This is a genomic window from Eubacterium ramulus (genome assembly GCF_003122485.1).
Taxonomy (GTDB): Bacteria; Bacillota; Clostridia; order Lachnospirales; family Lachnospiraceae; genus Eubacterium_I; species Eubacterium_I ramulus_A.
In genome coordinates this window covers 1-25,147 of record NZ_JRFU01000095.1, presented here as the reverse complement: position 1 = coordinate 25,147, position 25,147 = coordinate 1, and the positions used below count along the sequence as shown (strand labels likewise).

Below are 25,147 nucleotides of genomic sequence, written 5' to 3'. Positions count from 1 at the left end.
ATTACTCACCACTTGCAGAAGTGGGAGTCTTCTCGACTGAGATAAATCAGTTTTCTCCCTTACATTATCTGCTGTTTTTGGAATCCTTATACACACGATCAGAAATGGTCTTATTTACGCTCCAAATGTACAAAAACACTGCAATAACTTCTGAATATCAAAAGTTTCTACACTCAAATTCAAAAATTTTTATTTTCAACACTTTTTGCGCTGAAATGCATAAACTTTTCCAACAAAAAAGCATCAGGAAAATAATGTTTTGAATTACTTTTCCCGATGCTTCTCCGATGCAATTTTTCTAAATTTGGTAAAATTTGTTTTCTTCTGCGGTATATGTTCCATCATCCATGCGCGCCCGCACAAACGGCACTTCCGCTCTGTGATAAAAAACATTGTGGTGAATCCACGCATCCGGATTACCGGAAGGACTGATGGTTCCGCCTAGGTCATCCATGCTGACATTATAACGGAACTCATTATGAATAGCTTCTTCCAGACAGAACATCACACATCCGCCTTCGTTTAACCGACTATAGTTATACTGATATAATGTTCCGTCACCGGAGTCCGCATCCCACGCCATACTATCCTGATTCAGCCGCATATCCCGCATCTCATTGTAGGTTAGTAACGCATCTTTGCTCTTCCATGGCCAGATACCTGCTGCAACTTTTCCACCACGATTTTCCGGTTCGCTATAATAACGGTCATTCATTTCCAGAGCACAACTGTCCCCGGAATTGTATTCCACCAACGGTTTCATGGCATACATCACCGTAATGCCATCGCCGCCGATTTCTTCCACATAATTATCCGCAATGTAAATATTGTGATGACCATATTTTTCAAATAATTCATCCGGCAGCTCTGCCATCATAAACTCTTTACACTTATAACTGTATCCAATGGCAATGCCCCAACGGCTTGTCCGTTTCAGATGGCAGCCACGTACACTGACATTTTCATAACGTGCCACACCCGTTTTTTCTTCCTCATCCGGCTTCAGACAGGTAAAATAAATGCCACCGTTATTCATATGTTTATCGTAAACATTGCCTTCCACATCATGAATATACAGATTATTCAAATGAATTTCGTGCAACGTTCCACGGTTCTTGGCAATTCCTGCCACACCGGTGCGATTCATCTTGTGCGGAGCCGAATATGTTTCTCCAAATACACCACCACAGTTGGTTATCTCCAGATTTTCGACAGTCACATATTCACAATCATACAGCAGAACTGCAGAAGACACATATCCTTTGTATACATGCGTCGGTGCATCCAGTTGCGTTCCATAATCCTGATACCAGATACCCTGACCATTCGTCTGGATTAACGGTCTTTCGCCAGTTCCATACGCCCCAATATAAATTGGGTGCTCCTTTGTGCCCTGTACATCCAAATGCAAAAACTGACCTTCAAACACAGAACCACGCTCTAAAAGCACCTGATCACCCGGCTGCAAATCCAAACAATTTACCGCATACAAACTCTTTAACGGATGACTCTCTGTTCCGTCATTATTATCATCCCCATGAATTGCACTGACATAATAACAACGTCCACAAATCTCCATTCCTGTATTTTCTTTCAGGCGATTTTTATCTTCTCTCTGACGTTGTTCTGCCTGCATTTGATTCCAGATTACCTCAAACTCTGCCATCCACTGAGCTGCATTATCTGACTTTTCATCTGACACATCCTGTGTCGATATTTCATTTACGGTCGTTTCACTCAAATGCGCATTAGCCGCTACACTTTCTGTGAATTCTTGGTACTCCTGCATTTTTAGCCACTTTTCAATGATCAGATCCACTTCTTCATATGGAAACAGATCTCCATGATATCTGGTAAACAAATCCTGATTATTCTCGTAAAATGCCCGTTTCTCATCCTCTGTATAAACCTGGCATTTATGATTTCCAACACGATCACCTTTATACACCACAAAAGCCAGCTGAATACTCTTCCACTCATAATCCAGATACATTTCCGGTGTCAGATAGCGCGCACCGAAAGCCACTGTTCCGTTTTTCCATGCTTCTTCATTCTTCCATTCGGTCTCTGCACGCCGCTGATCCACAATCTGCTCAACTTCATCAATAAAACTATCTGTTCTTCCCGTTCCAAATGCTTCCGCCTGCTCGTTCATAAACGTGTTTTTCTGTTTCCATCTCTGGTAAAAACCATTCGGCGAACAATCCTCATATATCTTCAGCAATTTTGCAACCTGATAGGCCGCATAAACTTTCTGTCCATTTTCACATATTTTTCCCATTTTATTTCGCTTCTCCTGATCCTATAGCTCGCGCTACCCATTTATAATCCTATTCTGCTATGCAACTTATCAAAAGAGACATGCATCCCTCCTAATTTCAAGTCGAACGCACGTGAGACTTGGTGCGTGATTCTGGTCAGCGCAAGCTGACGAGGGTAAGATTCCCCGATTTCGTCAATAACCTAAATTAGTAAAATTAAGAAACCATATTTAGGAACCCATATTATTTTTTCAAGATAATAGTAGAGAACGGCTTCATTTCTCCGGTAACTTCACCAAAGAGCACCTCTGCCCCGTCAAGCTCCGGTGTAAACGCTGTCGGAACCTTATTAAAGTTCTGGATGAACACATATTCCACATTCTCACCCTGACGTGTGGACACTTCAATTCCTTCCGGAATATGCTGTTTCAACGGTTTCTCAACCCCAGCTTTTGCCACGATCTCAGCATACACATCATCATAGAATTTCTGCTCAGAATCTGCGCATACATAATACGCTTTTCCTTTACCGAACTCATTCACTGTCATAGCCGGTGTACCTGCATAGAAATCCTCACCATATACAAATAACGGCTCGGCAGTCTTAACATCTACCAGCTGGCACAGGTGCTCGCACTTGTAAGCCACATCGCCAACAACCGCTTTTACGGTATTGCTCTCACCGTCATACAGACCATCAATCTCTGTACTGCGCAGTCCCATAACATCCATCAAACCGCCCGGTGTACCACCAAGTACGCACAGATCATTCTCATCAACAACGCCACTCCAGTAAGTCAGAATAAATGTACCACCATTTTCTACAAATTTACGCACTTTATCTTCAAATCCTGCACGAAACATATACAACATTGGAGCAACCACGATCTTATAACCGTCAAGATCCTGAGTCATATCCGGCAGATCTACGTTCAGTCCCTGTTTACGGAACGCATAATAGGATTTTTCTACCGCTTCTTTATAGAACACACCTTTATTACGCGGTCCCTGTGCTTCTTCTACCGCCCAACGGTTCTCCCAGTCATAAATAACTGCCACATCTGCCTTTACATTGGAATGTTTCAGCTCATCGATCTGCTCCAAATCAGCACCAACCTCTTTACACTCCTGATAAGTACGCTCGTCTTCTTTTCCGTAATGGTCGATCAGGGCACCATGGAATTTTTCAAATCCACCGCGACCTTTTCTGATCTGGAAATACATGACGCTGTCAGATCCATGCGCTACCGCCTGCAAAGAAGCCGTCTCTAACATTCCCGGACGTTTTAATTTGCTGACAGACTGCCAGTTTGTCGGTCCCGGACAGGACTCCATCAGGATAAACGGCTCTTTCTTTAAGGTACGCATAATATCGTGCTGCATACCATTATCCATAGCAATCAGACGCTCCGGTCCTTTGTGCCACTGCGGATAATTATCCCAGGATACCACATCCAGCACTTTTGCCATCTCATGATAATTAATCGTCGGGAAGTTATACATCAGGTTTGTGGTTGCCGGTTTTGTTCCGCCTGCATCACGCAGAGCCTGAATCTCAGCCTTACAGAAATCAACGCTCTGATGACTGACAAAACGTTTCCAATCCAGCACCAGTCCGTGAATGGACGTCTCTCCTAACGGTGTCGGGCTCTCAATCTGGTCAAAATTCTGATAATCATGACTCCAGAATGCAGTATTCCATTTGCGGTTTACTTCTTTGATATCATTGTTATACCGTTTTTTTAACCAGCTACGGAATGCGCTCTGGCATAACGGGCAATGGCACTCTCCACCATACTCATTGGAAATATGCCACATCAGCACACCCGGATGATGGTCAAAACGCTCTGCCAGTTTCATATTGATCTGGCGTACTTTTTGACGGTAGATCGGAGATGTATAGCAATGATTGTGACGCTGTCCAAAAATATTTCTCTGACGCATTTCATTTACACGTAACACTTCCGGATAACGGTCTGCAAGCCAGTGCGGACGTGCGCCGGACGGAGTTGCCAGGAATACACTGATTCCGTTTTCATACAGACGATTGATGATTTCTTCCATCCAGTCAAAATCATACACACCCTCCTGCGGCTCCAGTTTTGCCCATGCAAAAATCCCCAGTGAAACCGTATTTACATGCGCTTTCTTCATCAGACGGATGTCCTCTTCCAGAATATCCGGATACTCCAACCACTGATCCGGATTGTAATCTCCACCATAAACTAAACGATCAAATTTAACGCCCATGTCTGCAAATCCTTTCTGTTTGTTCATTTTTTATCAAAACCAGAAAACACATTTCCGGTAATTGTCTGTTTTAAAAACCCCACGGCGAAACCACCGTGGGGCTGCATAAAATTGCAATATAATATTTTTGTTCATGATTATCTCAATGAGATAATTATTTAACGGCACCTGTGATACCTTCTGCAAACTGTTTCTGAAGTACGAAGAAGATAACCAATGTCGGGATGGAACAGAATAATACGCCCATCATGATCATACCATAATCAATCTTGTAACCACCAGTCATGTTTGCGATCAACATAACCATGTTCAGAGATTTGCCATCTGTCATACAAACCTTCGGCCACAGATATGCATTCCATGCATTCATGAACGTAATAACGGCTGCTGCTGCATATGTAGATTTCATAACCGGCATATACATCTGGAAGAAAATCTTAATCTCGCTTAAGCCATCAATACGTGCTGCCTCAACGATATCTACCGGGAATGCTCGTGAGTTTTGTCTAAACATCATGATCATAAACGGTGTCGAGATCATCGGCAGGAAGAAAGCAAGTACTGTATTCAGTAAGCCTGCTTTACTGAACATACGGAACAGAGGGATCATAGTTGCGACCTGCGGAATCATCATTGCAAGAAGCAGAACAGAGAATAGTTTGTCTTTCCATTTATCATGATATACCTCAAATCCGTAACCTGCAAGAGAGCAGATAAACAGACAGATAACAGTAACTGAAATTGCATAAATGAAAGAATTCTTCATTGCCAGTCCCAATGGTTGCTGAGAGATCAGGTTTCTGAAGTTTTCAGCTGCATAAGTACCAAATGTCAGTTTTCCTTTTGATACATCAACATAGTTATTTGTTGCTGCCATGATCATCCAGTAAAATGGAAATACGGAGATCAGGGATACAATTGCAAGGAAAATATAGGTAGGGATCAGTCGACGCTGAATCATAGATTTATTTTTCTTCTTAGTCACGTGTATCACCTACTTTCATATTGATAAATGCAAGGATTGCCACAAGTACAAATACAAAGAATGACATTGCTGCGCCATATCCAAAGTTCGGTGAACGTAAGAATACGGTATTGTAAATATGATGTGACATTGTAATAGTTGCATTTGCAGGTCCGCCGTGTGTCAGGTTGACTGACTCGTCGAACAACTGTAATGTACCGTTAATTGACATGATAAATGTCATAATAATTGTCGGTTTTAACAGTGGTACGGTAATACTCCAGAAAGTCTTCCATCCGTTGGCACCATCGATTTTGGCTGCCTCATATACGGAGTACTCAATATTCTGCAAGCCGGCCAGATAGAATACCATATTGTAACCTGTCCATCTCCATACCAAAGCGATGATAATTACGATCTTAGCACTTATGGCATTTCCAAGGAAATTATATCCCTGATCCAAGATGCCTAAACCTACTAATACATTGTTTACAAATCCGTCCTGTGCGAACAGGAAACGGAAGATCAAAGCGTAAGAAACCAGAGATGTTGCACATGGTAAGAATACACATGTACGGAAGAAACCTCTCAGTTTCAGATCTCTGTTGTTCAGAAGCTGTGCAAGTAAAATAGCAAGCACAAGCATGATCGGTACCTGAATTGCCAGGTAGATGAACGTATTTCCTACAGAACGTAAAAATACTTTATCCTGGAACATACGCACATAGTTTGAAAATCCGGAAAGATGCATATTCGCTCCTTTACCAGTCTGTAAGGAAAGAATAAATGCCTTTACCATCGGGAAAAAGCTCATAATTGCAATCATAGCTGATGCAGGGATCAGGAATGCCCATCCTGCCGCTTTTTGTTTTGCAACCAAGGTCATGCCTTTTTTCTTAGGTTCCACCTCAAAACCCCCTTCGCAAATAATATTCGGGGAACTGCCAGGCAGTCCCCCGCATATTTAAAAAACTACATTGTAATCATTCAACAAACAGGAATTACTCACCCATTGTGAACTCTACTTCTGCCTGAGCATCAGCGATAGCCTGATCAACATCAGCACCGTTCATGATGTTCTGAATCTGTGTACCGATTGCATTACGTCCATCATAGTAGTATGGGCTTGTGTTATTTGTAGGTGTCTTTAATGAGAAATCTACAATTTTAGCGAAGATCGGCTGGTTGTTCCAGAATTCCTGTGGCTCCTGGTAAGCTGTTGAATCAGCTGCCGGTGCATATGTACCGATTGCTCCAGTTGTCGGAAGAATGTTCTCATAAAGTTTTACGCTGCCGGCAAATGTGCTCTTTAAGAAGTCAATTGCCAGATCTTTGTTCTTGCAGTTTGATGTAATATACCAGGAAGAACCACCGTTGTTAGAGTAGTTAGTTGCGTTTGGTGTCTCAATTAATTTAGGCATATTTGTGATAGCCCATTTACCAGATGTATCTTTCATACCCATGATTGTAGCTGAGATCCAGTTACCATTGATAACACCTGCAACCTGCCCAGTTGTGATAGAGGATACATAATCATCCCAGTTGTTTACTTCGTAGTAAACGCCTTCTTCTACCATCTTCTGATAAATGCTGATGCACTCTTTTAATGCTGCGTTATCTGTCATAGCCGGTTTTCCGTCTTTATCAAAGAGAGAAGCACCTGCGGACTGAAGCATCTCCATGACCATATCCGGAGAGTCAGCCTGTCCTGATAACATATATTTACCGGTTTTCTCTTTAACGTCTTTAGCGATCTCGATGAATCTGTTCCAATCAATGTCTGTTAAATCATCAATTGTGTATCCAGCCTGCTCAAGATAATCTGTTCTGTATGCGCCGATTACAGCACCATTATCAAACGGAACACCGTAGTTCTTTCCATCTACTGTAGAGTAAGAAAGTTTACCAGCTGCAAACTGTGAAAAATCAATTCCGGAATCTGTTAAATCTGTAAATGCTTCCGGATAAATGGAAACGAATTTCTGATAGGAGTTATCCTGCATCAGAACGATATCCGGTAATGTGCTAAGATCTCCAGACTCAGCTGCTGTGATCAGTTTTGTCTCACAGTCATCGGATAATGTCTCAACTACTTTGAGTTCGAAATCCGGATGATCAGCTTTGTAAATATTTCCAGCTTCCTTGATTGCCGGAATGTTGAATGCTGGATCCCATGTCCAAACTGTTAATGTGTTGCCACCCTCGCTTGCTCCGCCATCAGACTCTGCTGCTGCAGATGTGTCATTGCCATTTGCTGCGTTGCCATTGTCGCTACCGCCGTTGCTGCCACAAGCTGCCATGGAAGCTACCATAGCACCAATGAGCATAAGTGAAATTACTTTCTTTTTCATGTTTTCTCCTCCTCATGAAATTAATTCTGATGCATCAAAATTTCTTTGTACATTTTACTCAAATATCATTTTATCTCCTGCATCAAGATGTACATATTATACTATACCCCTTCCAACTATTGTTCGCATTTTTTTCTACAATATGCGCATATTCAATCATTCACCGTCAACTTGCATATTTTTTCGCATTTTCAACTATCTTTTTTTACTTTTTTCGCATTTATACCGCAATTTCGTTTATTTTTTAACACATTTTCGTCTTTTTCACGAAGATTTTCCCTGCTTTTTTCGACAGTTTGCCCGTATCTGTTCTTTTTCTGGTTTTATTTTCCAAAACATTGCTTTGTTTTGTTTTAAAACAACAGAAAACATCTGTTGTTATGAATCAAATAAAACAAATGTCCCTTTAAGTCAAACTATTATCACATATTTTTATGCAAAGATCTCAAAACAGTAACTTTTCCTTTGATAAAAAAATGCCAGAACACGGCAGAACCGCATCATGGCATATCTTTTGTCTTATTTTATTTTTGTACTACCAGCCTTTTTCGATCAGAATATTAAAATCTGCCAGACGTATCTCAAAATTTTCCGGTGATTTCTTCCACTGGTAAGGAGAAGTTCCCACGATCCGTTTAAAATTACGGTTAAACGTAGAGGTCGTCGTAAATCCCACTTTTACGGCAATCTCCTCCATGGAATATCCTGTCTTGCGGATCATGTCACAGGCTTTCTTTACCCGCACCTGATTCAGATAATCCACCGGTGTCATACCGATATTTTCCTCAAACAGTCTGCGGAAATGGGATTCACTCATATGGCAGACGGATGCGATCTCAGCAATCTTCATCGGCATTGCATAGTGATCCCTGATATGTTCCAGCGCCGGGCGCACCTGATCAAAACCGTTTTTCTGGCGAAGTCCTTCCGGTGCATTGCCTACATTGGAGTTCATTCTGGCGATCATCATCATGAGAGCCAGACCCAGTCCGCGGGTACTCTCCCTGTAAAACTCCTGCTTACAGCTCATCTCGCTCATGATCGCACAGATAATATTTTTCATATTCGGGATATCTTCTTCCCGTCCTAAAAAGGCTTTTCTATTGATATTTTCCAGAATTTTCTGCTGCTGTAAGATATCATCTGCATAAACAACAGCAAAAATCTTCTCCGGATCTACAAACAGATACTCCCAGCAGTTATCTGCCCCGATATCCGGTATGGTATTGTGCGGATAATTTACCGGTATGATACTGATCATTCCGGATTCGTAACGAACCACATCATCTTCCAGACGCATCGTTCCGTGTCCACGACGGCAGACGCCGATCTCCATCAGATTATGAAAATGGAGCAGATCGGATTCCGTCTGATATTTATTCTGCCAGTTCTGATTCTGCAATGCGATCAGAAACTCATTTTGCGGAATATCATAATAACGCAATTCCATTTTGCCCTTTATTTTTTTCATTGTAAATACACCTTCTGTGGGTAAACTCGTTTGATTGCTTCCAGCATACTGCTGTTTAAATCAAGCAGCAGTTTGATTTTTTCTTTGTCCTCATATGTGATCATCGTATAATATGGGATATTATCGTCATAAGAGGTGTAGTCAAATTTTTTCAGTTTTTCTGTACCGCCGTCTTTTCTGTACTTTGCAACAGACTCATGCCAGTTCGGTGCAATCACCTCAAGGTCTTTGAGTGCCAGCGTATGTGCCGTCTTGCGACGACGTTTTCCCCGGATCACATCAATAGTCAGGATTCCATTTTCCATCGCATACTCATACTCTGTATCTGCATTGATGGAGAACACATAATATAATGCCGCAAATAAGAAAGCCGGCATCATAAGTCCTGTGTCAAATATAATTGCAAGAATTACCAGTACCACGGCCAATACGACCATGGTAACTGATAATGGTTTTGCAAAACGCTTTGATTTCCGCTTTACCTGCTGCGTAATCTTATAGTCGTTCATTCAGTCTAAAGTTCCTTTCAGTCAGCATATCCGTTCGGATTCTGGCTCTGCCATCTCCAGGAATCAGCACACATATCCTCAATGCCGTACTGAGCCTCCCAGCCAAGCTCTTTTTTCGCTTTTGCCGGATCACAGTAGCACATAGCGATATCGCCCGGGCGGCGCGGTTTAATGGCATAATTAATCGCATGACCGCATGCTTTCTCAAATGCATGAACTACCTGGAGTACACTGTATCCGTGTCCTGTTCCAAGGTTGTAGATAGATACACCGTCTTTGTCAGCCAGTTTCTCAACTGCTTTTACGTGTCCAACTGCCAGATCTACTACGTGGATGTAATCGCGTACACCTGTTCCATCCGGTGTGTCATAATCATCACCGAATACACCAAGGCACTCTAATTTACCGATGGCAACCTGAGCTACATATGGAAGCAGGTTGTTTGGAATGCCTTTCGGATCTTCGCCGATCATGCCGCTCTTGTGTGCTCCGATCGGGTTGAAGTAACGAAGTAATACAACGTTCCACTCCGGATCAGAAGTATGAATGTCTGTCAGAATCTGCTCTAACATGCTCTTTGTCCAGCCATATGGGTTGGTGCAGGTTCCTTTCGGGCACTCCTCTGTAATCGGGATCATTGCCGGATCACCGTATACTGTTGCGGAAGAGCTGAAGATAATGTTCTTGCAGCCATGGTTACGCATAACGTCTGTCAGCACCAGTGTTCCGCCGATATTATTCTGATAATACTCGATTGGTTTTGCAACGGACTCACCGACTGCTTTCAAACCAGCGAAGTGAATAACTGCATCAAATGTATTTTCATCAAAAATTTTATTCATGGCATCTCTGTCAAGAATATCTGCTTCGTAGAATTTCAGTGTTTTTCCGGTGATCTCCTGTACGCGGTCCAGGGCTTTCACACTGGAATTGTACAAATTATCTACTACAGTTACTTCATAGCCTGCGTTTAACAGTTCCACACATGTATGGCTGCCGATATATCCGGCGCCTCCGGTTACTAAAATATGCATATCTTTACCTCCTAAATTCATGCAAGTCAGATTTCTTCCTTTCACACCACTCTACTTTTATCCATAGGGAGAGTGCGAAACATACGCTTTCTGTTAAAAAGCATGCAAATCCGACCATTTTTGAACAGTTACCATTTTATAAAACTGAAACAAATCTGTCAAATGCTTTTCTTCCTTCTTCGGTGCATTTGTATACACCGGCATCTTCCAGAACTTTTACAAATACTTTTCCGATTTCCTGCTGCAGAATTTCTTCCACATTCTCTTTTGTAAATGTATACCGGTCACGGAAAGAATCTACCCAGTCTGCATGTTTCTCGATGGTCTCATTGGAACGGATGTCCTTGCCTTCCAGAATATACTCAGCCAGTACGTCCATCTCATTTTTCAGACGTGCAGGTAATACTGCCAGTCCCATAACCTCGATCAAACCGATGTTCTCTTTTTTGATGTGATGCAGTTCTGCATGCGGATGATATACGCCAAGCGGGCATTCCTCTGTGGTGATATTGTTACGCAGTGCCAGATCCAGTTCGTATTTGCCGTCACGCATACGTGCGATCGGTGTGATGGTATTATGTGGTTCGCCGTCTGTCTCTGCAAAAATAAATGCTTCCTCATCGGTGTATCCACGCCATGCTTTTAAAATATGATCTGCCAGTTCTACCAGTCTCTCATCGTCGTTGCTTCTGATACGGATGACAGATAACGGCCAGTGTACGATTCCGGCTTCCACATCCTCAAAACCAGGGATTGTGATTGTTTTCTCAAACTCTGCTTTTTCCATGGCAAAGGTATAATGTCCGCCCTGGAAATGATCATGGCTTAAGATAGAACCGCCAACGATCGGCAGGTCTGCGTTGGATCCCAGGAAATAGTGTGGAAACTGTTTTACAAAATCGAACAGTTTACGGAACGTTGCACGTTCAATCTTCATTGGTGTGTGCTCGCCGTTAAATACGATGCAGTGCTCGTTATAATATACATACGGAGAATACTGGAAACCCCAGTTTCCACCGTTGATGGTAATCGGAATGATACGATGATTCTGACGCGCCGGATGATTCAGGCGGCCTGCGTAACCTTCATTTTCCACACAGAGCTGGCATTTCGGGTAAGCAGACTGTTTTGCCATTTTCGCTGCCGCGATGGCTTTTGGGTCTTTCTCCGGTTTACTTAAGTTGATGGTAATATCGATCTCACCATACTCAGACGGCACTTTCCAGCGACGGTCTTTCGCAATACGATCCTTGCGGATGTAGTTGGTTGCCACGCTGAAGTTATAGTAATCATCGGTCGCTTTCTTCGGATCTTCTGCATAATCCTCACGGAATTTTGCAATGACCTGAGCCGGACGCGGAGTCAGACAGTTCATCAGCTTTGTATCAAACAGATCTCTGGATACCACACCGCCGTCTTCTAACACGCCACTCTCCAAAGCCTCATCCAGCAGGTGGTTTAAGGTATCTGCCAGATCAATCTCTGTGCCGACTTCTTCGGCTGTCGGTGCCTCATAATCATCTTTTTTCATTACCTCAAGAATCTGGTTCGTGCTGTAAATCCGCTCCTCCTCCGGGATCAGACCGGACTCCAGTCCGTACTGTACCAGTCTTGCTACATATAAATCAGACATTTCGTATGCTCCTCCTCATGATACATGTTCCAATATCTGCTGTTCCTCAACTCAGATATTTTTATATTTCTCTGCTATTTAACCAGATATTTTTCCATGCAATATTACTTCTGTCTGTTTTTGCAACAATCCAGAATCCTATTGATTCTGAGCCGCTGCATGTTATTACCTTATTACTCTAAAACTCTTCCGCCGTCGCCGATCTCTACTACATAGAAATCTGCCGCATAACCGATTTTTTCCAGATATGCTTTTCCAACGTTCTCGATAAATTTATCGACGCAGTCTGTTTTTACAATACTTACGGTACAACCACCGAAGCCTGCACCTGTCATACGGGAACCGATGACACCTTCCTGCTCCCATGCGTTCTCAACCAGTGTATCAAGCTCGATACCGGTTACTTCGTAATCGTCACGCAGAGATACGTGAGAAGCGTTCATCAGTTTTCCGAACTCTTCCAGATTTCCTGCTTTCAGTGCATCTACTGCTTTTAGGGTACGCTGATTCTCGTAAACGGCATGTTTTGCACGGCGCTGACGTACTTCGCTCTTAATCAGGTCTTTGTTTGACTCAAATTCTTCCTCAGAAAGTTCTCCAAGTGCTTTGATGTCCAGTTTTGTCTGAAGTTCTGCCAGAGCCTCCTCGCACTCTGCACGGCGCTCATTGTATTTGGAATCACCAAGACCACGTTTTTTATTGCTGCATGCAATTACGATTTTTTCATTTGCCAGTTTGATCGGTGCATATGTATAGGAAAGATCACTGGTATCCAGGAAGATCGCCTGATCTTTTTTACCCATTGCAATTGCGAACTGATCCATGATACCGCAGTTAACACCGTTGAAGTTGTTCTCGGAATACTGTCCGAATAATGCGATGTCGATCATGGAAATATCATCGTATCCAAAGAGGTCACGCAAAGCCACACCGGTTACAACCTCTACAGAAGCAGAAGAAGAAAGTCCGGAACCGTTCGGAATATTTCCGAATAACAGCATATCAAAACCGTAATCTACCGGGTAACCTTTCTCAATAAAAGCCCATACAACACCCAGTGGATAGTTGGTCCAGTCCAGAGCTTTATCGTATTTCAGATTGTCAAGGCTTGCCTCGATCACACCAAGACTCTCAAAGTTTGTAGAATAAAAACGGAAGTTACGGTCTTCACGTTTTCTTACAATTGCATAAGTACCGATGGTCAGTGCACATGGAAATACATGTCCGCCATTGTAATCGGTATGCTCACCGATCAGGTTTACTCTGCCCGGTGCAAAATAGCTGCGGATATCGCCTTCACTGCCAAATTTTTCTTTGAACTCTTTTAATAACTGCTCTTTCATCGAACTCCTCCATCTATTTCATTTTTCCTGTTATTACCAGGCAGATACTGCTTCTTCGTTTGCACCGATTTTTGTCTCAGTACACGCAAACTCATTTCTCTGCCGTTGATAGTTTCATTGTACTTTCTTTCTTACGAAATTCCTATATGGAAATGTGTGCAAAATATGTAAAAATGTTGTTTTTTTCTTTTTTCTATGCTAACCTATTTTTATTCTGGAGGTATGAAAAATGAGTGATTTTTACAAGGATTCTTATAAAATACGCAAATATGAACTTTTTTCCCTGTCCGTCTGTAATGTTGGGCATCAAAAATGTGACCGAAATCATCACTGGGGACCTGGAAGCAAAGACCATTACCTGATCCACCACATTTTAACAGGCAAAGGGTACTACCACTGCAACGGGAAACTCTACACTTTAAAAGCCGGTGACTCCTTTTTGATCTATCCAAATCATGAAGTCTGGTACTATGCGGATAAGGAAGACCCCTGGGAATATTCCTGGATCGGGTTCACCGGAAACGATGCCCCCTCCATCCTGAAGGCAACCCGCTTCACCCCGTCTTTTCCGGTGACTTACAACAATATCCACAGCGGGGAGATCAATCAGCGCATGAATCAGATCTACAATGCCCGTGGAAATGACTTTATCAATTCCGTGGAAATGGCAGGCTACCTGTACATGCTTCTTGCTATTTATATGCGTGAGGCAGAAAAAAAGAACAAGCTGAGTCGAAAAGAAAGTTACGTAATCAAAAGCATTGAATATATCTCCTCAAACTATGGTTCCCCCATCACAGTTGATGATATGGCGGCTTATGTAGGTTTGAGTCGAAGCTACCTGTGCCGGGCATTTCAGGCAGTTCTTGGGAAATCACCCAAAGAATATTTAAGCGAATACCGGATCAAGCAGGCATGTTATCTGCTGACACACAACAATATGTCCATGATGGATATTGCTGAATCCGTCGGTTTTGACAATAGTCTGTATTTTTCCCGCGTATTTCATAAACAGATGGGTATGCCACCCACAGAATATGCCCGGAAAAATCGTGCAGACTGAGTTTCCAGCAAAATACGCATAAAAGAGCCGTACAGACTGAACTTGCCAGATTCTGTAATTGTTCACACACTATAAAATTGATGTTTTCTGCATAGTTTGAAATATTTTACTCATAATCTAGTTTGGCAATACTCCTGTATTTTGTAAAAAGACCTTATCTCCTTTAAAGTGGAGAAAAAAGGAGATAACTATGTTCGGAGATCAGATAAAAGCACTTCGACAGGCTGCCAAGCTCAATCAGGTACAGCTTGCCGAAAAATTAAACGTGTCAAAACAAAGCGTCAGTAACTGGGAAAACAATAACATCATGCCATCCATCGACATGTTAAGACGGATCTGTGAAGTTCTCTCCTGTTCTGCCGATTATCTGTTGGAATTGCAGGATGATCAGAAAATTTATATCGAATCCACTGGTCTGACGTTGGAACAGAAAGCGCATATCCAGCAGATTGTGAATGATTTGAAAATTTTGAATGAGCGCCGGTAAAATGTTGCCGGCAACGTGAAAACTTCAGGTTTTGGGAACTTTTAGTTTTGGGACTGTGTAAAAGGGAAGAGGATATTTTTTCTTGCTAGCTAACAATCGCTTCGCAAGAAAAAATATCCTCTTCCCTTTATTTCAGTTACATCACCTAGATTTTATTCACCACAGAATTTAAACGTTGATTTCAGCGGTCATTCCAAGAATTTCTTTGTTTGCATCCAGAACCGGATTTACATGATTTTTCAGGAAGTTATCTACCTGCAGCGGAGCACGTCCCACATACTTGGACGGATCCATATTTGCCTGCAGTTCTTCCAGTGTCAGACCAAAGCTCTCATCTGCTGCGATGAGCTCCAGCAGGTTGTTATCCAGACCATTCTGTTTTACATTTGCACCTGCCTGCATGGAAAGCTGACGGATCTTCTCATGAAGTTCCTGACGGTCTCCGCCTTTCTTTACGGCATCCATCATGATGTTCTCTGTTGCCATGAACGGCAACTCGCTCATCAGATGTTTTGTGATTACTTTGTCATATACAACCAGTCCGTCTACGACGTTCAGGCACAGATCCAGTACGCCATCAATAGCAAGGAATCCTTCTGCTACACTCAGACGTTTGTTTGCAGAATCATCCAGTGTACGCTCAAACCACTGTGTTGCGGATGTGATCGCCGGGTTTAATGCGTCGATCATCACATATCTGGAAATAGAAGCAATACGCTCACTTCTCATCGGATTTCTCTTGTATGCCATTGCGGATGATCCGATCTGATTTTTCTCAAATGGCTCTTCTACTTCTTTCAGATGCTGAAGCAGACGGATATCGTTTGACATTTTATGTGCGCTTGCAGCGATTCCTGCAACGACATTTAATACTCTTGTATCTACTTTTCGGGAATAAGTCTGTCCGGATACCGGATAGCACTCTTTGAATCCCATTTTTGCAGCGATCATCGGATCAATCTTGTCAATGGTCTCCTGATCTCCGTCAAACAACTCTAAGAAACTTGCCTGTGTACCAGTCGTTCCTTTGGAACCAAGTAATTTCAGAGAACCAAGCACATAATCAAGGTCTTCCAGATCCATCAGGAATTCCTGTGTCCACAGTGTGGCACGTTTTCCAACCGTTGTCGGCTGCGCTGGCTGAAAATGTGTAAATGCCAGTGTCGGCAGGTTTTTATAGCGGTCTGCAAATTTTGCAAGCTCTGCGATTACGTTGATCAGTTTTTTACGAACTAATTTCAGAGCCTCAGACATCAGAATGATATCTGTGTTGTCACCAACGTAGCAGGAGGTTGCGCCAAGGTGAATGATACCTTTTGCTTTCGGGCACTGTACACCGTATGCGTATACATGAGACATAACGTCATGACGCACCAGTTTTTCACGCTCTTTTGCGACTTCAAAGTTGATGTCATCTTTGTGTGCTTTCAGCTCGTCGATCTGCTCCTGTGTAATGTCCAAACCAAGCTCTTTCTCAGTCTCAGCAAGGGCGATCCAGAGACGTCTCCAGGTACGGAATTTCATCTCCGGTGAAAAAATATACTGCATTTCTTTGCTTGCATAACGCTCGGAAAGTGGACTTGTATATCTGTCTGTACTCATATTTTTTTCTCCTTTACAAAAGCAAAACTGTAGCAAACGGAACAACGGTCTTCAGTCATTCCAATTTGCTCCAGTTTCTGTATACATGCTTATATTATAATAGTATGTTTTATGCTTCTAATGCAAGTTTTTTTACTCAAAATAACAAACGTCTCAAATTGAAAATGTTTGCTGTTTATCGCTCATACTCGCCACGAATATCTTCAGTTGGCGGAGCTAACGGGTATGTTCCTGTGAAACATCCCTCACAGATCGGCAGACCGCTTACCATCTCTTTCAGGCGCTCGATGCGCAGATAACCAAGGGAATCTGCTCCGATGAGATCACGGATGTCCTCAATGGAACGGTTATAGGCGATCAGCTGCTCTCTGGCAGGAATATCGGTTCCGAAATAACATGGCCATAAGAATGGCGGTGCACTGATGCGCACATGTACTTCTTTTGCACCTGCTTCTTTCAGCATATTTACGATCAGTCCGGATGTGGTTCCACGCACGATGGAATCGTCGATCATAATGATTCGTTTTCCGGCAACTGCCTCTTTTACTACATTTAATTTTACGCGGACACTCTGCTCACGGCTGCTCTGTTTCGGCTTGATGAACGTACGTCCCACGTAGCTGTTTTTGACAAATGCGGTACCATATGGAATACCGGATTCCATTGCATAACCAAGTGCTGCGGCATTTCCGGATTCCGGAACACCGACAACCAGATCTGCTTCTACCGGTGAATCCTGTGCAAGGAATCTGCCGGCTTTGATTCTGGCATCGTAAACGCTGATGCCGTCAAAGTGACTGTCTGCTCTTGCGAAATAAATGTACTCAAAAATACATCTTCCTTCTTTGCACGGATCAATGGCATTTGTCATATCAGAAAAAATTTCTCCCTCACCATTGATCGTAACGACTTCTCCCGGTTTTACATCACGTACGAACTTTGCACCGATAGTCTCAAGAGCACAAGTCTCGGATGTAATAATATAAGAATTATCGCGTTTACCAATACATAATGGCTTAAACCCAAACGGATCACGAGCGCCGATCAGTTTTCGCGGGCTCATGACAACGATGGAATATGCACCTTTCATTTTTGCAGCGGCGCGCTGTACGGCCTCCTCAACGGTGCCGACTTTCAGACGCTCTCTCGCGATATGGTATGCGATAACCTCAGAGTCAATGGTGGTCTGGAAGATCGCACCTGTATACTCCAGATCGTGACGCAGTTCATTGGCATTGATCAGGTTTCCGTTGTGTGCCAGCGCCAGTGTACCTTTGACATAGTTCAGTACCAGCGGCTGCGCATTTTCTCTGGTGGAAGCTCCGGCAGTAGAATAACGCACATGTCCTACGCCGATGTCACCTTTCAGACGCTCCAGATTTTCTGCGTTAAACACCTCATTGACAAGCCCCATATCCTTGAAACTGGATACTTTTCCCTTCGGTCCCTGTGTCTCGCTGACCGCGATACCGCAGCTCTCCTGTCCACGGTGCTGCAGGGCGAACAGTCCATAATAAATGCTAGATGCCACATCATGTCCGTCTAAATCATAGATACCAAAGACACCACACTCCTCATGTAATTCGTCCTGTGCCATGGTCTGTTCCATTTTGTTTTCCAGCATGAATCTTTTCCCTCCAACTTACACAGTTTTATGCTTCGAATTTCTTTCCAGTCAGCACTTCATATGCCTCTTTGTATTTATCCACTGTTTTTTCGATTACTTCATCCGGAAGCAGATAATCGCTGTCCGGGTTTGCTTTTAACCAGTCTCTTACAAACTGTTTATCATAAGATGGCTGTCCTTTGCCTGCCTCGTATCCCTCTAATGGCCAGAAACGGGAGCTGTCCGGTGTCAGCATCTCATCACCAAGGATGACATTTCCGTTCTCATCCAGGCCAAACTCAAATTTTGTATCTGCGATGATGATACCTTTGCTTAATGCGTACTCTGCACATTTTTTGTAAAGTGCAATGGTGTAGTCACGCAGTTTCTCCGCATACTCCTGTCCTTTGCCCGGATAGATTTTCTCCAGATTGATGACTGTCTGCTCAAAGCTTACGTTCTCATCATGATCACCGATCTCAGCTTTTGTGGATGGTGTGTAGATCGGCTCAGGAAGTTTCTCGGACTCTTTTAATCCTTCCGGAAGCTTGATGCCGCAGACAGTACCGTTCTCGCAGTAGCTTGCCCAGCCGCTTCCTGTAATATATCCACGTACAATACATTCTACCGGAAGCATCTCAAGTTTCTTACATTTCATGCTGTTTCCATCAAATCTCTCATTCTGGAAAAACTCCGGCATATCTTTTACATCAGTAGAAATCATATGGTTCGGTAAAATATCTTTTGTAAAATCGAACCAGAACTCTGACATTTTTGTCAGAATAGTACCTTTTTTCTCAACTTTATTTTTTAAAATTACATCAAAAGCAGAAATTCTGTCTGTGGCGGTAATGATCAGGCTGTCACCAATATCATAAACCTCACGTACTTTTCCTTCTTTCACCGGTTTGAATGTCTGAATACTCATAGCGATTGATTCCCCTTTTCTCTGTATTGTACTTATTTAGTTTCTGTATGTCCTGCAAAACATTTTATCCATAAATAGATTTTCCAAATAAAACGGAACACATTTATAAATAAAACTTTCGCAATGTAATTTAAGTATAATACATTCGAAAAACATTCGTCAATCGACAATGACCGCAGATTGGAAAAGTGAGTGTAGAAAATCCGGCTCTATTTATAAGTATTTTTGTATATTTTTTCTTACTAATTAGTTATACTTATATATAGTTTTCGCTCTGCTTCTATGTACTACTCTCTTACACTGCGTTGATAGATGATTGCTGCAAATATAGCTGTCAATGCTTCTGCCACCCAGAAAGCATGCCATACACCAGCTGCTCCCCAGAACCGGCTGAAAATAAATGCCAGCGGAATGATCAGCACCACATATCTGGATAACGAAATCAACAAGGACGGTACGCCTTTTCCCAGTCCTTCCAACGCACCGCATCCAGTAACAGATACTGCGGAAACCACAAATCCAAAGCAGATAATGTGTAATGCCGTGATACCCACCTGAACAGTCTCCGGATTTTCCGCAAATGCTCCCATTAGTTTTCCCGGGATTGTCAGGCACAGAATCATACCAACTGCCATAATGCAGACGTTCATGATCAGTGTCAGTCGATAAAGCTGATTCACACGCTTATGCTCTCCGGCTCCGTAATTGTAGCCAATCAGCGGACGCATACCCTGAATGATTCCGTTCGCCGGCATGTACAAAAAGGTCTGCAGTTTATAATAAATACCAAGCACCAGCACATAGGTCTGGGAAAATGCTGCCAAAATCGCATTTAATGCCGTGGTCAGCACGGAAGTCAGCGCCATATTTAAAATAGCAGGCACACCAATGCCGTATAACTGTGCCACAACCGGTTTTGTCAGATGCATATATTCCCGACGGAATGCGACTCTCTTTGGTTTTTTCACATACACAATCAGATAAATCACCACTGGCACACACTGTCCTACTCCGGTTGCCAGCGCTGCTCCCGCAATACCAAGTTGCGGGAACGGTCCGATGCCAAAAATGATCATCGGATCCAGTAAAATATTCAATCCACAGCCGATCAGCAGACATACCATGGTAATATTCATATTTCCGATCGCCTGATACATTTTTTCCAAGGTCAGATTTACCGTGATAATAATGGAAAACGAAAATGCGATGGTCGCGTAACGCACACCAAGCGCAATCACATTCGCGTCTGTGGTAAATAATTTCAAAAAGTATGGAATTCCAACGATGCACACAATCATCATAATAATTCCATGAATGACCGACAGCACCATACCCTGTGTCAGTGCCTCGTCTGCTTTGTCCCTTCTTCCTGCACCAAGATGCTGGGCGATCATGGCATTGATTCCGACACCAAAACCAATGGCTACTGCATTGATAAAGTTCTGGATTGGAAACACCAGTGAAAGTGCCGTCATAGCATTCTCACTGATCTTTGCCACAAAATAACTGTCTACAATGTTGTAAAGCGAATTTACCGCCATGGAGATGACCATCGGAAGGGACATCGATAGCAACAGCGGAAAAATCGGTTTTTCCTTCATAAATGTCTCGTTCAATTACTTATACTCCTCCTATCACAAAGCTGGTATTGCCTTGTTACTTATATTTATTCATATCTGTTCAAGAATGCTCCGGCATTCTTGAACTTATCTGTCTGAACCGTACCCATTTAAATCAATAATTTCTTTTCAAGTAAATATACATAGAAAAAGCCACACAACAATTAGAATAACTGTTGTGTGGCGAAAAAAGCTCACTTTACCAGTGATACTTCCTGATTCAATTCTTACATACGTTATATTTGAATCAGAAAGGGAAGAAAATCCACATCTTATTTCTTAGTTAATAAACTGTGACCGGTCATCTCCTGAGGCTGAGTCAAGCCCATCAGCTCGATCAGTGTCGGAGCGATATCTGCCAGACATCCACCCTCTGCCAGTCCGTAAGACGGATCTGCATTTACCAGAATAAACGGTACCGGGTTAGTTGTATGGGCAGTATGTGGGTTGCCGGTTGTATAATCGATCATCTGCTCTGCATTTCCGTGGTCAGCACAGATAAACAGGATTCCGTCTACGTCTTTGACAGCCTGTACAGCATCGCCTACCAGGCTGTCCACACGCTCTACAGCTGCAACCGCTGCCGGGATCACACCGGTATGACCTACCATATCCGGGTTCGCGAAGTTGATGATGATCACATCGTATTTGTCGGATTTGATTGCTTCTACCAGATCCATACCTACTTCCGGAGCACTCATTTCCGGTTTCAGATCATAAGTTGCAACATCTTTCGGAGATGCAACTAACAGACGTGCCTCATCTACGTTCGGCTCCTCTACGCCACCGTTGAAGAAGAAAGTAACGTGTGCGTATTTTTCTGTCTCTGCCAGACGGAGCTGTTTTTTGCCCTGTGCAGCAAGGAACTCACCGAATGTATTTTTGATGGATTCTTTCTCGAATGCAATAATCTTGTTCGGGATTGTCTCATCGTAATCTTTGAAGCATACATAGGTCAGCGGAATGAACGGACGCTCAAATCCGGTAAATGCATCGTCACAGAATGCTCTGGTGATCTCGCGTGCACGGTCCGGACGGAAGTTGAAGAAAATAACGGAATCATTCTCTTTTACAACAGAAACCGGTTTTCCTGCTTCATCTGTGATAACCGTCGGAAGTACAAACTCATCTGTTACGCCGTCTGCATAAGAAGCTTCCATTGCTTTTACTGCATCAGTTGCCTGTACACCTGTTCCGGATACTAAAGAATCGTATGCTTTCTGGATACGATCCCAGTTGTTATCACGATCCATTGCATAGTAACGACCGGAAATAGACGCGATCTTACCTACGCCGATTTCCTGCATTTTTGCTTCCAGCTGCTCGATATAATCTTTTCCGGAAGCTGGCGGTGTATCACGACCGTCTAAAAATGCATGTACATATACGTTTGTCAGACCATGTTTTTTTGCCATCTCAAGAAGACCGTACAGATGTGTGATGTGACTGTGTACGCCACCATCGGATAACAGTCCCCACAGATGCAGGTCAGAATTGTTTTTCTTGCAGTTTTCAATCGCTGTCAGCAATCCTTTGTTTTCAAAGAAATCGCCATCTTCGATTGCTTTTGTGATTCTGGTCAGATCCTGATAAATGATACGGCCTGCGCCGATGTTCATATGTCCAACCTCAGAATTTCCCATCTGACCATCCGGCAGACCAACTGCCAGACCAGATGCGGCACCTTTTACAAACGGATAGTCTTTCATCAGGCTGTCCATTACCGGAGTTTTTGCCATTGCGATAGCATTTCCTTCCGGATTGTCATTTAAGCCATATCCATCTAAAACCATTAATACGACTGGTCTTTTACTCATGTTTTCCTCCAAAATATCTGTATCGTTGTCCCCGTCAAAAAGTCATTTTCAAAACTTCTTCATATGAGCAGAAACACCAATTTAGTTTGAGATAAATTCAGAGCCAAACGGACTTGCGGATGGCTCTGAATTGTTAAAGCATTGTTAATGTTTTTTATTTATTGTAGTTAACGATTTTGCCGAAGTCAGCTTTCAGAGAAGCGCCGCCTACCAGACCACCATCGATGTCCGGTTTTGCAAATAACTCTGCTGCGTTTCCTGCGTTTACAGATCCGCCATACTGGATGCGGATTGCTTCTGCAGTAGCCTCATCATAAACTTCAGCGATGCATGCACGGATCGCGCCGCATACTTCCTCTGCCTGATCAGAAGTAGCTGTCTCACCTGTTCCGATTGCCCAGATTGGCTCGTAAGCGATTACTGCTGTTTTTGCCTGATCTGCAGTTACGTTCTGGAATGCAATCTTGATCTGCATACGGATCCAGTCAAGGTAGATACCCTGTTTTCTCTGTGTCAGAGTCTCGCCACAGCAGATGATCGGTGTAATGCCATGCTCGAAAGCTTTCAGAACTTTTTTGTTTACAGTCTCATCTGTCTCTGCAAAATACTCACGTCTCTCAGAATGTCCAAGGACAACATATTTTACACCAGCATCTACTAACATGTTCGGGGAAATCTCGCCTGTGTAAGCTCCGCTCTCCTCAAAATACATGTTCTCAGCACCGATGCAGATATTGCTGCCTTTTGCAGCTTCCATAGCCGGGATGATGTCGATTGCCGGTACACAGAATACTACATCAACATCCTCGTTAGCTACTAACGGTTTTAACTCGTTCACCAGAGCAACTGCCTCGCTCGGTGTTTTATTCATTTTCCAGTTACCTGCAATAATTTTCTTTCTAGCCATTTTATCTTTTCTCCTTACATCCATTTCAATACATATTTTTCTGATTTGTATATAATTTTCCAAAAATTTCAGATATGGAATCAGTGCAAGGCAGATGAGACGCAGGCGTACACAAAAAAGTACGTCAAGTCTCATCTAACGAAGCAATTATTTCATATATGGGATTTTTATTTGTCGTTTGCTGCTGCTACGCCTGGTAACTCTTTTCCTTCAAGGAATTCCAGAGAAGCTCCACCACCAGTAGAAATATGAGTCATCTTGTCACCAAATCCAAGCTGGTTTACAGCTGCTGCGGAATCACCACCACCGATGATTGTTGTAGCGTCTGTCTCTGCAAGGGATTTTGCAACTGCGATGGTACCTTTTGCAAGGATCGGGTTCTCGAATACACCCATCGGTCCGTTCCATACAACTGTTTTTGCGGATTTTACTGCATCTGCATATAACTCAGCTGTCTTTGTTCCGATATCAAGACCTTCTTTGTCTGCCGGAATTGCATCAGACGGAACTACTTCTACTTCGATTTCTGCATCGATTGGATCCGGGAAACCTGCTGCGATGGTTGTATCAACCGGAAGAAGTAATTTCTTGCCAAGTTTCTCAGCTTTTTCCATCATTTCTTTGCAGTAATCGATCTTTGTATCATCTACTAAGGATTTTCCTACTTCATATCCTTTTGCTTTCAGGAATGTGAATGCCATACCACCACCGATGATCAGAGTATCGCATTTTTCAAGCAGGTTGGAGATTACATTTAATTTATCTGCTACTTTTGCACCGCCAAGGATTGCTACGAACGGTCTCTCCGGATTGTTTACTGCGTTTCCAAGGAAATCAATCTCTTTCTGCATTAAGTAACCAACAACAGCTGTGTCAACCAGACCTGCAACGCCTACGTTGGAGCAATGTGCTCTGTGAGCAGTACCAAATGCATCGTTTACGAATACATCACAGATGGACGCAAGATCTTTGGAGAAAGCCTCTCCGTTCTTTGTCTCTTCCGGTCTGAAACGTGTATTCTCAAGAAGGATCACATCACCGTCTTTCATAGCTTCTACAGCAGCTTTTGCGTTCGGTCCTACAACTTCCGGATCAGCTGCAAATTTTACTTCCTGTCCTAACAGCTCGGATAAACGTGCTGCAACCGGTGCAAGAGTTTTTGTCTTTTTATCTTCTTCAGTTTTTACTTTACCAAGGTGGGAGCAAAGAATTACTTTGCCGCCGTCAGCGATCAGTTTTTTGATGGTCGGAAGAGCTGCTACAAGACGGTTCTCGTCTGTGATCTTGCCATCTTTTAACGGT

19 protein-coding genes are annotated in these 25,147 nt (G+C 43.0%); 2 read left to right on the top strand and 17 right to left on the bottom strand.

The features are described from left to right. Positions 1-298: 298 nt before the first annotated feature. The 10 genes from LG34_RS17100 to LG34_RS08415 all read right to left on the bottom strand — a co-directional run bounded on the left by LG34_RS17100 (position 299) and on the right by LG34_RS08415 (position 13,816). Positions 299-2,281: a hypothetical protein gene (locus LG34_RS17100; protein ID WP_242979836.1), complete on the bottom strand. Its 1,983-nt coding sequence runs from the start codon at positions 2,279-2,281 to the stop codon at positions 299-301. Between the two features lie 223 nt (positions 2,282-2,504). Beyond that, positions 2,505-4,538: a beta-galactosidase gene (locus tag LG34_RS08455; RefSeq protein ID WP_242979835.1), complete on the bottom strand. Its 2,034-nt coding sequence runs from the start codon at positions 4,536-4,538 to the stop codon at positions 2,505-2,507. A gap of 127 nt (positions 4,539-4,665) precedes the next feature. Then, the gene (locus LG34_RS08450) at positions 4,666-5,496 is read right to left on the bottom strand and encodes a carbohydrate ABC transporter permease (protein WP_347486766.1); all 831 of its coding nucleotides are present in this window, start codon (positions 5,494-5,496) and stop codon (positions 4,666-4,668) included. Then, on the bottom strand, positions 5,489-6,382 hold the full coding sequence (locus LG34_RS08445) for a carbohydrate ABC transporter permease (RefSeq protein ID WP_109215695.1): 894 nt from the start codon (positions 6,380-6,382) through the stop codon (positions 5,489-5,491). The genes LG34_RS08450 and LG34_RS08445 overlap by 8 nt, the downstream gene beginning before the upstream one ends. A 94-nt stretch (positions 6,383-6,476) precedes the next feature. After that, on the bottom strand, positions 6,477-7,826 hold the full coding sequence (locus LG34_RS08440; protein ID WP_109215694.1) for an ABC transporter substrate-binding protein: 1,350 nt from the start codon (positions 7,824-7,826) through the stop codon (positions 6,477-6,479). A 535-nt stretch (positions 7,827-8,361) separates the two neighbouring features. Next, a complete protein-coding gene (locus LG34_RS08435; RefSeq protein WP_109215693.1) occupies positions 8,362-9,297 on the bottom strand; it encodes an AraC family transcriptional regulator in 936 nt (311 codons plus the stop codon). Next, positions 9,294-9,806 (bottom strand): hypothetical protein, encoded by a 513-nt coding sequence (locus LG34_RS08430; RefSeq protein WP_109215692.1) that lies wholly within the window; start codon positions 9,804-9,806, stop codon positions 9,294-9,296. The genes LG34_RS08435 and LG34_RS08430 overlap by 4 nt, the downstream gene beginning before the upstream one ends. Positions 9,807-9,823: 17 nt before the next feature. Further along, positions 9,824-10,840, bottom strand: a complete 1,017-nt coding sequence (gene galE, locus LG34_RS08425) for a UDP-glucose 4-epimerase GalE (RefSeq protein ID WP_109215691.1) — start codon at positions 10,838-10,840, stop codon at positions 9,824-9,826. 136 nt (positions 10,841-10,976) lie between these two features. Beyond that, complete coding sequence (gene galT / locus LG34_RS08420; RefSeq protein WP_109215690.1) at positions 10,977-12,473, bottom strand: UDP-glucose--hexose-1-phosphate uridylyltransferase; 1,497 nt, start codon at positions 12,471-12,473, stop codon at positions 10,977-10,979. Between the two features lie 173 nt (positions 12,474-12,646). Then, the gene (locus tag LG34_RS08415; protein ID WP_109215689.1) at positions 12,647-13,816 is read right to left on the bottom strand and encodes a galactokinase; all 1,170 of its coding nucleotides are present in this window, start codon (positions 13,814-13,816) and stop codon (positions 12,647-12,649) included. A 229-nt stretch (positions 13,817-14,045) separates the two neighbouring features. Between LG34_RS08415 and LG34_RS08410 the strand changes: the two genes are divergently transcribed. Both LG34_RS08410 and LG34_RS08405 read left to right on the top strand, forming a co-directional pair. Continuing rightward, positions 14,046-14,879, top strand: coding sequence for an AraC family transcriptional regulator (locus tag LG34_RS08410; RefSeq protein ID WP_109215688.1), 834 nt, complete (start codon positions 14,046-14,048; stop codon positions 14,877-14,879). Positions 14,880-15,069: 190 nt separating this feature from the next. After that, positions 15,070-15,366 (top strand): helix-turn-helix domain-containing protein, encoded by a 297-nt coding sequence (locus LG34_RS08405; RefSeq protein WP_109215687.1) that lies wholly within the window; start codon positions 15,070-15,072, stop codon positions 15,364-15,366. A gap of 168 nt (positions 15,367-15,534) precedes the next feature. Here LG34_RS08405 and purB read toward each other — a convergent pair whose 3' ends face one another. From purB to LG34_RS08370, 7 genes are all read right to left on the bottom strand, one after another. Next, entirely contained in the window at positions 15,535-16,968 is a 1,434-nt protein-coding gene (purB, locus tag LG34_RS08400; protein WP_109215686.1) for an adenylosuccinate lyase, read from the bottom strand. Positions 16,969-17,143: 175 nt separating this feature from the next. Continuing rightward, entirely contained in the window at positions 17,144-18,592 is a 1,449-nt protein-coding gene (gene purF / locus LG34_RS08395) for an amidophosphoribosyltransferase (protein WP_109215685.1), read from the bottom strand. 28 nt (positions 18,593-18,620) lie between these two features. Further along, positions 18,621-19,502, bottom strand: coding sequence for a phosphoribosylaminoimidazolesuccinocarboxamide synthase (locus LG34_RS08390; protein ID WP_109215684.1), 882 nt, complete (start codon positions 19,500-19,502; stop codon positions 18,621-18,623). 287 nt (positions 19,503-19,789) lie between these two features. Then, positions 19,790-21,118, bottom strand: coding sequence for an MATE family efflux transporter (locus LG34_RS08385; RefSeq protein WP_109215683.1), 1,329 nt, complete (start codon positions 21,116-21,118; stop codon positions 19,790-19,792). Between the two features lie 275 nt (positions 21,119-21,393). Beyond that, positions 21,394-22,938, bottom strand: a complete 1,545-nt coding sequence (gpmI, locus tag LG34_RS08380) for a 2,3-bisphosphoglycerate-independent phosphoglycerate mutase (protein ID WP_109215682.1) — start codon at positions 22,936-22,938, stop codon at positions 21,394-21,396. 154 nt (positions 22,939-23,092) lie between these two features. Continuing rightward, positions 23,093-23,845 (bottom strand): triose-phosphate isomerase, encoded by a 753-nt coding sequence (tpiA, locus tag LG34_RS08375; RefSeq protein ID WP_109215681.1) that lies wholly within the window; start codon positions 23,843-23,845, stop codon positions 23,093-23,095. A gap of 167 nt (positions 23,846-24,012) precedes the next feature. Continuing rightward, positions 24,013-25,147, bottom strand: a 1,135-nt coding sequence (locus LG34_RS08370) for a phosphoglycerate kinase (RefSeq protein WP_109215680.1), incomplete at its 5' end; no start/stop codon positions are given.

Coding starts and splice junctions, on each gene's coding strand:
- LG34_RS08440 (WP_109215694.1), bottom strand. CDS start 7,826: ATGAAAAAGAAAGTAATTTCACTTATGCTCATTGGTGCTATGGTAGCT.
- LG34_RS08410 (WP_109215688.1), top strand. CDS start 14,046: ATGAGTGATTTTTACAAGGATTCTTATAAAATACGCAAATATGAACTT.
- tpiA (WP_109215681.1), bottom strand. CDS start 23,845: ATGGCTAGAAAGAAAATTATTGCAGGTAACTGGAAAATGAATAAAACA.
- LG34_RS17100 (WP_242979836.1), bottom strand. CDS start 2,281: ATGGGAAAAATATGTGAAAATGGACAGAAAGTTTATGCGGCCTATCAG.
- galT (WP_109215690.1), bottom strand. CDS start 12,473: ATGTCTGATTTATATGTAGCAAGACTGGTACAGTACGGACTGGAGTCC.
- gpmI (WP_109215682.1), bottom strand. CDS start 22,938: ATGAGTAAAAGACCAGTCGTATTAATGGTTTTAGATGGATATGGCTTA.
- galE (WP_109215691.1), bottom strand. CDS start 10,840: ATGCATATTTTAGTAACCGGAGGCGCCGGATATATCGGCAGCCATACA.
- LG34_RS08415 (WP_109215689.1), bottom strand. CDS start 13,816: ATGAAAGAGCAGTTATTAAAAGAGTTCAAAGAAAAATTTGGCAGTGAA.
- purB (WP_109215686.1), bottom strand. CDS start 16,968: ATGAGTACAGACAGATATACAAGTCCACTTTCCGAGCGTTATGCAAGC.
- LG34_RS08430 (WP_109215692.1), bottom strand. CDS start 9,806: ATGAACGACTATAAGATTACGCAGCAGGTAAAGCGGAAATCAAAGCGT.
- purF (WP_109215685.1), bottom strand. CDS start 18,592: ATGCTGGAAAACAAAATGGAACAGACCATGGCACAGGACGAATTACAT.
- LG34_RS08455 (WP_242979835.1), bottom strand. CDS start 4,538: ATGAACAAACAGAAAGGATTTGCAGACATGGGCGTTAAATTTGATCGT.
- LG34_RS08405 (WP_109215687.1), top strand. CDS start 15,070: ATGTTCGGAGATCAGATAAAAGCACTTCGACAGGCTGCCAAGCTCAAT.
- LG34_RS08435 (WP_109215693.1), bottom strand. CDS start 9,297: ATGAAAAAAATAAAGGGCAAAATGGAATTGCGTTATTATGATATTCCG.
- LG34_RS08390 (WP_109215684.1), bottom strand. CDS start 19,502: ATGAGTATTCAGACATTCAAACCGGTGAAAGAAGGAAAAGTACGTGAG.